The sequence below is a fragment of the Streptomyces bambusae genome, from assembly GCF_020532645.1.
In the GTDB taxonomy this organism is placed as follows: Bacteria; Actinomycetota; Actinomycetes; order Streptomycetales; family Streptomycetaceae; genus Streptomyces; species Streptomyces bambusae.
In genome coordinates this window covers 1-10738 of record NZ_JAJAUZ010000115.1, presented here as the reverse complement: position 1 = coordinate 10738, position 10738 = coordinate 1, and the positions used below count along the sequence as shown (strand labels likewise).

Sequence of the window (10738 nt, the reverse complement as noted above, 5' to 3'; positions counted from 1 at the left end):
AGGGCCGGCAGCGCGGCGCCGGGGGTGACGGCGACGGCCAGCGAGACCGGGTCCATGGCCGTGCCGGGCCGGTAGAGGGAGCGGAAGGCCTGCGAGCCGCCGGCGGTGAGGGTGGCGGGGGCCTCGGTCAGGGTGGCCAGGCCGTCGCGGACGGCGAGCGCCCCGGCGTCGAACTCGACCAGCGGTACGGCCCTGCGGGTGCCCGAGGCGGTGGTGACGTCCGCACGGAGGACGCCCTTGCCGCCGGTCACGCTGACGCCGACCCGGTCGAAGGCGAGGCCGAGGTGCCGGCCGGTGAACCGGATCCGGCCGGCGAAGGCCGCCTCCAGCCGTCCGGCGGCCGGGTCGTAGGTGCCGGTGCCGCGCGGGAAGCGGAACACCGCCCCGCCGTCCTCGGCACCGCCGGTCAGCTCCCAGCGGCCCTGCTCGATCGCGCCGGTGACGTACTCGCGGAAGGTGCGGCGCACCCCCCAGTCCACGGCGGCGTCGGTGAAGACGCCTGGCCGGGCCGCGGGCGGGGTGGCGGTGGGCGCCGGCGGCCGCGGCGAGGCGGTGGGGCCGTCGGTCACGTCGACCGAGAGGGCGACCGGGTCGAGCGGGGTGCCGGCCGGGTAGTAGCCGGCGAACGCGCGGGCCCCCTCGGCGGTCAGGGTGGCGGGGACCCCGGTGAGGGCGACCGGGCTGGTGCCGCCCCGCATGTCGACGCCGCCGAGGGCGAGGGCGGCCAGCGGGACCCGGGCGGCCCGGGTGACGGTGCCGGTGTCCTTGGCCCGGCTCGTCAGGTCGGCGTAGAGGGTGCCCTTTCCGCCGCCGATGACGATGCGGGGGCGGCTGACGGTGAGGTCGAGGGCGTGCGTGCCGTCGTCCTTGCGGTGGCCGAGGAACTGCACTCCGCCGCTGAACGCGGCTTCGAAGGCGCCGCTCCGCGGGTCGTAGGAGCCGGTGGCGGAGTGGAAGCGGAACAGGCTGCCGGCCGCCGTGGCGGCGCCCGCGGTCAGCCGGAAACGCCCTTGTGCCACCGGGCCGGTGACATAAGCCTGGAACGAGGACTTGACGCCCCAGTCCAGCCGCCCGCCCTGCACGGTGCGGGCCGCGGCCCCGGCGGCCGCCGCGGGGTGCGCGGTCCCCGGCAGCACGGCGAGCAGCGCCCCGGGCAGCACGGCGAGCACGGCCGCCGCCAGGGCAACGGCGAGCAGGCGGACGGGTCTTGCGGACATGAAGGCGCCCCCTCCGAGATCTGGTGAGTAAGGTTAGGCTAACCTAAGCTACCTCGTGCCGGGTACGGAACCCCCGGCGCTCCAGAACCCGATCCGGACGACAGGACGGTGTCCCCGTGCGCACGGCCGCGGCCCCAACTCCCTTCCGAAGCCTGGCCGTTGCCCTGGCTGCGCTGGCCCTCGCCGTCACCGGCTGCGGTGCCGGCGACTCCGGGTCCGCGGCGCCCGCGGCCCGTCCCGCAGCCGCCGCGGACCGGGTCGAACCCCTCTCCCCCGCACCCGTCCCCGCCCTCCCGGCCACCGTCGCCTCGGCCGACGGCACCCGGGTGACGGTGCGTTCCGCCGAGCGGATCGTGCCGCTGTCCGGCAGCCTCAACGAGGTCGTGCACACCCTGGGCCTGGGCCCGAAGGTGGTGGCCCGCGACATCACCGCCACCTTCGAACAGGCCGCGGAGCTGCCGGTGGTGACGCGCGCTCACGAGGTATCCGCCGAGAGCGTGCTGTCCCTGCGGCCCACCCTGGTGATCGCCGAGGCCACCAGCGGGCCCGCCGAGGCGATCGCGCAGATCCGCGACGCGGGCGTCCCGCTGCTGGTCGTCGCACCCGCCGCCGCGCTGCCCGACGTACCCCGGCGGATCACCGCGGTGGCCGCGGCCCTCGGGGTGCCGGAGGCGGGGCGGCAGCTGGTGCGGCGCACCGAGGACCGGATCGCCGCCGCCCGCGCGGGGGTTCCGGCCGGGGCGCCGAAGCCCCGGGTGGCCTTCCTCTACCTGCGCGGCTCGGCCTCCGTCTACCTGATCGGCGGCCGCGGGTCGGGCGCCACGTCCCTGCTGGAGGCGGCGGGCGCCCGGGACGCGGGCGCCGAATCCGGCCTGACCAAGGACTTCACCCCGATGACCAGCGAGGCCCTGGCGGCCGCCGCACCCGACGTGATCCTCGTGATGGCCAAGGGCCTGGACTCGGTCGGCGGGGTCGACGGGCTGGTGGCGCTGCCCGGCGTGGCCCAGACCCCGGCGGGGGCGAACCGCCGGGTGGTCGCCGTCGACGACGGCGTCCTGCTCGGCTACGGCCCGCGCACCGACCGGGTGCTCACCGCGCTGGTCCGCGGCCTCCACCAGCCGGCCGGGGCGTCCTGATGGCCGTCTCGGAACGGCCCGCCACCCGGCCCGCGACCGCAGCTCCGGCCGCCGCCCCGGCCGCAGCCCCGGTCGCCGCTCCCGCGGAGCCCCGCCCCCGCACCGCCCTCTGGCTGACCCTCGGACTCCTCCTCGCCCTCGCCGCCCTCTGCCTCCTCTCGGCCGGCCTGGGCGCGTACGAGATCCCCGTCGCGGACGTGCTCGGGTCGGCCCGGCACCGGCTCGGGCTCGGCGGCGCCGCGCTGGACCGGACCGCCGAGAGCGTGCTGTGGAACGTACGGCTCCCCCGGGTGGTGCTCGCCCTGCTGGTCGGCGCCAGCCTGGGCTGCGCCGGCGCGCTGATGCAGGGCGTGTTCGGCAACCCGCTCGCCGAGCCCGGTGTCATCGGCATCTCCGCGGGCGCGGCCGTCGGCGCTGTCGCCGCGATCGCCCTCGGGCTGTCGTTCCTCGGCACCTGGACGGTCACCGCCTGCGCGTTCGCCGCCGGCCTCGGCACCGTCACCCTCGTCTACGTGCTGTCCCGCGCGGGCGGCCGGACCGAGGTGGTCACGCTCATCCTCACCGGCATCGCGGTCAACGCGTTCGCGGGCGCCCTGATCGGCCTGTGCCTGTTCTTCGCGGACAACGCCCAGCTCACCCAGATCACCTTCTGGCAGCTCGGCTCCCTCGCCCAGGCCACCTGGCCCAAGGTGCTCGCCGTCCTGCCGTGCGCCGCCACCGGTCTGCTGCTGGCCCCGCTGTACGCCCGCCGGCTGGACCTGCTCGCACTCGGCGAACGCCCGGCCCGCCACCTGGGCGTGGACGTGGAACGGCTGCGCCTGGTGCTGGTGCTGGTGGTCGCCCTGCTGACGGCGGCCGCGGTGGCGGTGGCCGGGATCATCAGCTTCGTCGGCCTGCTGGTGCCCCACCTGCTGCGGATGGCGCACGGGCCCGGCCACCGGTTCCTCATCCCGGGCAGCGCCCTGGCCGGTGCCCTCGTCCTGGTCGCCGGCGACCTCGCGGCCCGGACCGTGGCCCCGCCCGCCGAGCTGCCGCTGGGCGTGCTCACCGCCCTCTTCGGCAGCCCGTTCTTCTTCCTCCTGCTGCGCCGCACCCGCCGCCGCCAGGGAGGCTGGGCATGAACACCGCACCCCCCACCGCCCTCGCGGCCCGCCTGCGGCACGCCCTGTCCGGCGGCCGCCGGCACCGCCCGCTGCCGGACCGCCCGGCCCCCGGCACCCCCGTGGCCGAGACCCGCGGCCTGCACGTGCGGCTCGGCGGCCGCGAGGTGCTCGCCGGGATCGGGCTCGACGTCCGGGCCGGCGAGGTGCTCGCCCTGGTCGGCCCCAACGGAGCCGGCAAGTCCACCCTGCTGGCCGCGCTGGCCGCCGACCTGCCGGCGGCCGCGGGCGTGGTGCTGATCGGGGGCCGTCCGGCGGCCGGCCGTTCCGCCGCCGACCTCGCGCTGCGCCGGGCCGTGCTGCCGCAGGCCGCCTCGCTGTCGTTCCCGTTCCCGGTCGCCGAGGTGGTCCGGATGGGCCGGGCGCCGTGGGCCGGCACCCCGCTGGCCGACGAGGACGAGGCGGCAGTGGCCGCGGCCATGGCCGCCACGGAGGTAGGCGAGCTGGCCGGACGGCCCTACTCGGCGCTGTCCGGCGGCGAACGGGCCCGGGTCGCGCTGGCCCGGGTGCTCGCACAGCGCACCGCGCTGCTGCTGCTCGACGAGCCGACGGCCGCACTGGACCTGCGCCACCAGGAACTGGTGCTGCGGATCTGCCGCGAACGGGCCGCCGCCGGGGACGCGGTGGCGGTGGTCCTGCACGACCTGGGGCTGGCCGCGGCGTACGCGGACCGGGCGGCCGTGCTGGCCGGCGGCCGCCTCGCCGCGGTCGGCCCGCCGGCGGAGGTGTTCCGGGACGGCCTGCTGAGCCGGGTCTACCGGCAGCCGGTGGAGGTGCTGCCGCACCCGCGGACCGGGGCGCCCCTGGTGGTGCCCGTACGGGAGTCCGCGGCGCGGCCCGGCTCCCCGCCGCACGCCCCGCCTGACTCCCCGCCGGGTTCACCGCCCGATGCACCGCCCGATGCACCGCCGGCACTGGACCTTTGACCCGCCTTTTGCCCTCCCATGGGTTGGCGATGGCGGCCTTGTGACGGCCTCGTAGCCGGGGCCCGAAGGTGAGAGCTGAATCACTGGACGGGCGGGTATGGGGCAAGTAAGGCTCGGTTAAGTTAGGTCCGCCTCACCTGCCGCCCCGCCCCCGGGCCGGCCCGTATGCCCACCCCGCAGGAGCCCACTGATGCGACCCGCCCGCCTCTCCGTCGTCACCGCCGCCGCCACCGCGGCCGCACTGACCGCCCTCACCGGCTGCGCCGAGAAGAGCGACGCGAAGGGCGGCGACCACGCCATCCGGGTGACGGCTTCGGACAGCGCCTGCGAGGTCTCCAAGACGGAGTTCCCGGCCGGCCACGTCCAGCTGGAGGTGGAGAACAAGGGCTCCAAGGTCACCGAGGTGTACGTGCTCTTCCCGGACGACCGCATCGTCACCGAGCGCGAGAACATCGGCCCCGGCACCAAGGCCACCATCACCGCCGAGATCAAGGCCGGCGACTACGAGATCGCCTGCAAGCCCGGCATGACGGGTGACGGCATCCGACAGCAGGTGAAGGCCACCGGCAAGGGCGCCACCACCGCCAAGCGCAGCCCCGAGCTGGACGCCGCGGTCGCCGCGTACCGCAAGTACGTGCAGCAGCAGGCCGACGAGACGCTGCCGAAGGTGAAGGTCTTCACCGACGCCGTCAAGAAGGGCGACGTCGAGGCCGCGAAGAAGGCGTACGCCGAGTCGCGCATCGGCTGGGAGCGCACCGAGCCGGTCGCCGAGTCCTTCGGCGACATCGACCCGAAGGTCGACGTCCGCGAGGACGGCCTGGAGGCCGGCCAGGAGTGGACCGGCTGGCACAGGCTGGAGAAGGCCCTCTGGCAGGACAAGAAGATCGGCGACGCCGAGAAGAAGCTCGCCGGCACCCTCCTCGTGGACCTGGCCGACTGGCAGAAGCGGGTCGGCAAGGCGGAGATCACCCCCACCTCGATGGCCAACGGCGCCAAGGAGCTCCTCGACGAGGTCGCCTCCGGCAAGGTCACCGGTGAGGAGGAGCGCTACAGCCACACCGACCTCGTCGACTTCAAGGCCAACGTCGAGGGCGCCCAGCAGGCGTTCGAGCTGCTGAAGCCGGCCGCCGTGAAGAACGACCCGAAGCTGGTCGCCGAGCTGGACAAGCAGTTCGCCGCCATGACCACGCTGCTCGACAAGTACCGCGCGGACAAGAACACGTACGTCTTCCAGTCGTACGACAAGGTCGGCAAGGACCAGCGCAAGGAGCTGTCCGACGGCGTCAGCGCCCTCGGCGAGCCTCTGTCCAAGCTGGCCGCCGCGGTCGTCAAGTAGTCCACGGCAGCCGCCAGGTCACCAGAGGGGCGTTCACACATGTCCGAGATACCGGAGAACACCGGGATGTCCGAAGCTGCCGAGCCGGCGGCCGACGGGGGCACAGAGCCCGCTGCGTCGACGGGGTCCGCGAGCGGGCCGTCCCGCCGCGCCCTGCTGGGCTGGGGCGGGGCCGGGATCGCGCTCGGCGCGGCCACGGCCGGCGGGTCGGTGGCCGCGTTCACCGGCGGACCGGACCCGGTGCCGGCCGCCCTGTCGGGGGCCGCGGTGCCCTTCCACGGCGTGCACCAGGCCGGCATCGCCAGCGCCGTGCAGGACCGGCTGCACTTCGCCTCGTTCGACGTGAAGACCGAGGACCGCGCCGAGCTGGCCGAACTCCTCAGGGAGTGGACGCGGGCGGCCGAGCGGATGACCGCCGGCCTGCCCGTCGGCGGGGGCGCGGTCGGCGGCCTGCCGGAGGCCCCGCCGGACGACACCGGCGAGGCCCTCGGCCTCAAGCCGTCCCGGCTGACCCTCACCATCGGCTTCGGCGCCCCGCTGTTCGCGAAGGGCCGCTTCGGCCTGGAGGACCGGCGGCCCGACGCACTGGTCGACCTGGAGCTGTTCCCCGGCGACAACCTGGACCCGAACCGCTCCGGCGGCGACATCTGCATCCAGGCCTGTGCGGACGACCCGCAGGTGGCGGTGCACGCCATCCGCCAGTTCGCCCGCATCGGCTTCGGCAAGGTCGTGATGCGCTGGTCGCAGCTCGGCTTCGGCAAGACCTCGTCGACCACCCCCGACGAGCAGACCCCGCGCAACATGATGGGCTTCAAGGACGGCACCCGGAACATCTCGGGCACCGACACCGCCGCCCTCGACGAGCACGTGTGGGTCGACGCCAAGGACGTCCCGGGCGGCTCGGCGTGGCTGGCCGGCGGCTCGTACCTGGTGGCGCGCCGGATCCGGATGAACATCGAGACCTGGGACCGCACCCCGCTCCAGGAGCAGGAGGACATCTTCGGCCGGGACAAGGCCGAGGGCGCCCCCGTGGGGAAGTCCAAGGAGCGCGACGAGCCCTTCCTGAAGGCGATGAAGCCCGAGGCGCACGTCCGTCTCGCGCACCCGGACACCAACGGCGGCGCGACCATCCTGCGCCGCGGCTTCTCGTTCACCGACGGCACCGACGGCCTCGGCCGCCTCGACGCCGGCCTGTTCTTCCTCGCGTACCAGCGGGACGTCCGCAAGGGCTTCGTGCCGATCCAGCGCCGGCTGGCCCGGCACGACGTCCTGAACGAGTACATCCAGCACGTGGGTTCGGCGCTGTTCGCCGTCCCGCCGGGCGTCCGCGACACGGACGACTGGTGGGGCCGGGCGCTGTTCGCGTAGCGAGGAAGGGAGGGAACCGGCGTGTTCAGCAACTATCTGATCGGGCTGCGCGAGGGACTGGAGGCCAGTCTCGTCGTCTGCATCCTGGTCGCCTACCTGGTCAAGACGGGCCACAAGGACCGGCTGCTGCCGCTGTGGCTGGGCGTCGGCATCGCCTGCGCGGTCAGCCTCGGCTTCGGCGCGGCGCTGACGTTCGGCACGCAGGAGCTGACGTTCAAGGCGCAGGAGGCGATCGGCGGCACCCTGTCGATCGTGTCCGTGGCGCTGGTGACGTGGATGGTCTTCTGGATGAAGCGGACCGCGCGGCACCTGAAGGCCGAGCTGCACGGGAAGCTCGACACGGCGCTCGCGATGGGCACGGGCGCGCTGGTCGCGACCGCGTTCCTGGCCGTGGGCCGGGAGGGCATCGAGACCTCGCTGTTCGTGTGGGGTTCGGTGCGGGCCGCCGGCAACGGCACGGCGCCGCTGGTGGGCGCCCTGCTGGGCATCGCGTCGGCGGTCGTGCTGGGCTGGATGTTCTACCGAGGCGCGCTCAGGATCAACCTGGCCCGGTTCTTCACGTGGACCGGCGGCATGCTCGTCGTCGTCGCCGCGGGCGTCCTCGCATACGGGGTGCACGACCTGCAGGAGGCGGATTTCGTCGGCGGGCTGACGGACAAGGCGTTCGACATCAGTGCCGCGGTCCCGCCGGACAGCTGGTACGGGACCCTGCTGAAGGGGACGTTCAACTTCCAGCCCGATCCGACCGTGCTCCAGGTCGTGGTGTGGGTGCTCTACCTGGTCCCGGCGCTCGCCCTGTTCCTGGCCCCGGTAGGGTTCGGACGGTCGGTGGGGGCGAAGGAGCAGAAGAGAAGCCATGAGCAGGCTGATGCGGTCCGCGGTCACGACGGCGGCACTGGCGGTGCTGGCGGTGACGGCGAGCGGATGCACGACGGTGCGGGGCGAGCTGGCCTCGGTCCCGTCCGCGACCAGGGCTGAAGCCGCCCAGACGCTCAAGCAGTTCCTCGCCGTCTACAACCGCGCCGAGCAGGCCTACGACGACAAGCTGATCGACTCGGTGGTCGCCGGGCCCTACGGGGACCGGCGCAAGGCGAGCCTGAAGGCCGGACGGGCGGTGAACCCGGGCGGGAACCCGGAGTTCACGCCGCTGCAGCTGTCGGACACGAAGTTCGCGATACCGAAGAAGGCGGGCTGGCCGCGCTGGTTCGTCGCGGACGCCGACAGCAACCGCGACGAGGGCACCGACAAGGCCGACCGGCGGGTGGCGCTCGTCTTCAACAAGGAGGCGGCGGGCCGGCCCTGGAAGGTCACGTACGTCCTGAACATGCCGGCGGGCACGCTGCCGGCGTTCAAGACCGACGAGGACGGCTGGGCCGAGCCGGCCGACCCGCAGGCGCGGGACCTGTCGATCCCGCCGGGCGAGCTGAGCAAGCGGTACACGCAGTACCTGTCGGACGGGGTGCCGAACGGTTTCGCGCCGGGCACCCACACCACCGGGCGGCGGGCGGTGCGGGCCCGGGACGCGTACCGGCCCGGTTTCACCACCCAGTGGCTGGACCAGGCCACGGCCACCGGCGCGTACGCCCCGGTGGGGCTGCGGACCGCGGACGGCGGGGCGCTGGTGTTCTTCGCCTCGCGGCAGTTCGAGCAGATGAAGCTGGACACGTCGGTCAAGGACCCGAAGCTGCCACTGACCCCGTCGGTCCGGGCGGTCATGACGGGGACGGCGACGGACACCCTGATCCGCGACGTGGTCTCGGCATCGGCCGTCACCGTGCCGCCGGCCTCGAAGCCGGACGCCCGGGTGACGTTCCTGAGCCGCACGCACGGACTGGTCGCGGCGAAGGGGCTGTAGGACCTGCCGTGCCGGCGGGCCGGGGGGTCACCAGAGGCGGTCGATGCGGCCCGGGTGCAGGGGGATGCGGCTGCCGGTGAAGACGGGCCGGGCCTCCCGGGCGGGGGCCGTGAAGAAGGCCGCCATCACCGTCTTGTCGAAGCCGGGTGCGTCGCTCGGGAACGGGTCGTCCGGTGTGCCGCCGACCAGGACCGACTCCGGCAGGTACGTCCAGCCCGCCGCCTCGTAGAAGGGGCGCAGGGCCCGGTCGCAGGTGAACAGGCCGAGGTCGACGGCCGGGTCGGCGGCGAGCGCGGCGCGGGCCGCCCCGACGAGCCGCCGGCCGTGGCCCCGGCCGCGGGCGGCGCTGCGGGTGACGACGGTGCTGAGCCCGGCCGCCCGCCAGGACCGGCCGGCGTGGGCGAGGTCCTTGTACAGCAGGTCGAGCGCTGCCAGCACCGTGCCGTCCTCCGCGACCAGCAGCATCGACTGCGGGCGCAGCAGCGGGTCGTGGCTGGGGCCGGCGGCGGGCACGCCGTCCGCGGACGGCCAGGCCTCGTCCTGGAGGGCGAGGACCTGGCCGCGCAGGGCGTCCGGGGTGGCGGATTCCGGGAAGCTCAGGATCTGCATCCGGACAGTAAACACAAGGCTCAGGCGGTGGGGATCGCCGCGCCCTCGCCGGAGACGCGGACGCGGGGGTCGCCGGGGCGGAGTTCGACGGTGAGGATGCCGGGGCGGCCCATGTCGGTGCCCTGGTGGAGGGTGAGCACCGCGTCGTCCGGGACCAGGCCGAGTTCCCGGGCGTACGCACCGAACGCGGCGGCGGCCGCGCCGGTGGCGGGGTCCTCGACGACACCGCCGACCGGGAAGGGGTTGCGGACGTCGAACAGCGTCTCGCCGGTGCGGTGCACCAGCTGCACGGTGGTCAGGTCCAGGCGGAGCATCAGCGCTTCCAGGCGGCCGAAGTCGTACGCGAGGTCGGCGAGGCGGGCGCGGGTCGCGGCGCCGAGGACCAGGTGGCGGGCGCCGGCGAAGGCGATGCGGGGCGGGAAGGCGGGGTCGAGGTCGGCGGCGGGCCAGTCGAGGGCGGCCAGGGCCTCCCGGAGGTCGTCGGGGTCGATGTCCTCGACGTGCGGGCGGACGCTGGTCAGAGTGGCGCGCAGGCGTCCGCCGGCGCTCTCGGCGACCTCGACGGGGACGTCTCCGGCGCGGGTCGTGAACACCAGCGGGCCGGGGCCGATGCGTTCTGCGAGGGCCACGGCGGCGGCGACCGTCGCGTGCCCGCAGAAGGGGACCTCGGCCTTCGGGCTGAAGTAGCGCACGTCGTACGCGCGTTCGTCGCTGCCCTGGCTCAGGAACGCGGTCTCGCTGTAGCCGACCTCCTCCGCGATCCTGAGCATGTCCCCCTCCCCCAGCCCCTCGGCCCGGAGCACGACCCCGGCGGGGTTCCCCCCACCCGGCTCCCCACAGAACGCGGCGTACCGCAACACACCATCACCAGTCATGCCCACCCCAACCCGCCGGCCCCCGTCCCCATTCCCGCCGGCGCCGGCGGGCAACCGGCCCGGGGCACATTCCAGCCTCACCGGCAACATCCAGCCCCGCCGGCGATTGAGGCGCGGGGTCGGGGGCGGAGCCCCGGTCTTCCAGCCCCGCCGGCGGTTGTGGCGCGGGTCCGGGCGGAGCCCGGGGGACGGCGCAGCCGGCCTGCCTCGGGGCTCCGCCCCAAACCCCCCCCCCCCACCCCCCCCCGGGGGGGGG

The 10738-nt window shown here is 74.9% G+C and carries 10 protein-coding genes; 7 read left to right on the top strand and 3 right to left on the bottom strand.

Annotated features, from left to right (window positions below; all coding sequences use genetic code 11):
• On the bottom strand, positions 1–1217 hold a 1217-nt coding region (locus LG634_RS37065), incomplete at its 3' end, for an HtaA domain-containing protein (protein WP_226740894.1).
• 116 nt (positions 1218–1333) lie between these two features.
• Between LG634_RS37065 and LG634_RS37060 the strand changes: the two genes are divergently transcribed.
• From LG634_RS37060 to LG634_RS38590, 7 genes are all read left to right on the top strand, one after another.
• Positions 1334–2353 (top strand): heme/hemin ABC transporter substrate-binding protein, encoded by a 1020-nt coding sequence (locus LG634_RS37060; RefSeq protein ID WP_226740892.1) that lies wholly within the window; start codon positions 1334–1336, stop codon positions 2351–2353.
• Complete coding sequence (locus LG634_RS37055; RefSeq protein WP_226740891.1) at positions 2353–3474, top strand: FecCD family ABC transporter permease; 1122 nt, start codon at positions 2353–2355, stop codon at positions 3472–3474. Before LG634_RS37060 ends, LG634_RS37055 begins: the two co-directional genes overlap by 1 nt.
• A complete protein-coding gene (locus tag LG634_RS37050) occupies positions 3471–4439 on the top strand; it encodes a heme ABC transporter ATP-binding protein (protein WP_226740889.1) in 969 nt (322 codons plus the stop codon). Before LG634_RS37055 ends, LG634_RS37050 begins: the two co-directional genes overlap by 4 nt.
• A 190-nt stretch (positions 4440–4629) precedes the next feature.
• Positions 4630–5775, top strand: a complete 1146-nt coding sequence (efeO, locus tag LG634_RS37045) for an iron uptake system protein EfeO (protein WP_226740888.1) — start codon at positions 4630–4632, stop codon at positions 5773–5775.
• Between the two features lie 66 nt (positions 5776–5841).
• A complete protein-coding gene (gene efeB, locus LG634_RS37040; RefSeq protein ID WP_226740895.1) occupies positions 5842–7143 on the top strand; it encodes an iron uptake transporter deferrochelatase/peroxidase subunit in 1302 nt (433 codons plus the stop codon).
• A gap of 21 nt (positions 7144–7164) precedes the next feature.
• Entirely contained in the window at positions 7165–8121 is a 957-nt protein-coding gene (gene efeU / locus LG634_RS37035; protein WP_226740887.1) for an iron uptake transporter permease EfeU, read from the top strand.
• Positions 8012–8998, top strand: coding sequence for an SCO2278 family lipoprotein (locus LG634_RS38590; RefSeq protein WP_504967657.1), 987 nt, complete (start codon positions 8012–8014; stop codon positions 8996–8998). Before efeU ends, LG634_RS38590 begins: the two co-directional genes overlap by 110 nt.
• Before the next feature lie 27 nt (positions 8999–9025).
• Here the strand turns inward: LG634_RS38590 and LG634_RS37030 are convergent, their stop codons facing one another.
• Together LG634_RS37030 and LG634_RS37025 are read right to left on the bottom strand one after the other, a co-directional pair.
• A complete protein-coding gene (locus LG634_RS37030) occupies positions 9026–9607 on the bottom strand; it encodes a GNAT family N-acetyltransferase (RefSeq protein ID WP_226740885.1) in 582 nt (193 codons plus the stop codon).
• A gap of 20 nt (positions 9608–9627) precedes the next feature.
• Complete coding sequence (locus LG634_RS37025; RefSeq protein WP_226740884.1) at positions 9628–10482, bottom strand: PhzF family phenazine biosynthesis protein; 855 nt, start codon at positions 10480–10482, stop codon at positions 9628–9630.
• Between the last annotated feature and the right edge of the window lie 256 nt (positions 10483–10738).

Coding starts and splice junctions, on each gene's coding strand:
- efeO (WP_226740888.1), top strand. CDS start 4,630: ATGCGACCCGCCCGCCTCTCCGTCGTCACCGCCGCCGCCACCGCGGCC.
- LG634_RS37030 (WP_226740885.1), bottom strand. CDS start 9,607: ATGCAGATCCTGAGCTTCCCGGAATCCGCCACCCCGGACGCCCTGCGC.
- LG634_RS37025 (WP_226740884.1), bottom strand. CDS start 10,482: ATGACTGGTGATGGTGTGTTGCGGTACGCCGCGTTCTGTGGGGAGCCG.
- LG634_RS37050 (WP_226740889.1), top strand. CDS start 3,471: ATGAACACCGCACCCCCCACCGCCCTCGCGGCCCGCCTGCGGCACGCC.
- LG634_RS38590 (WP_504967657.1), top strand. CDS start 8,012: ATGCGGTCCGCGGTCACGACGGCGGCACTGGCGGTGCTGGCGGTGACG.
- efeB (WP_226740895.1), top strand. CDS start 5,842: ATGTCCGAAGCTGCCGAGCCGGCGGCCGACGGGGGCACAGAGCCCGCT.
- LG634_RS37055 (WP_226740891.1), top strand. CDS start 2,353: ATGGCCGTCTCGGAACGGCCCGCCACCCGGCCCGCGACCGCAGCTCCG.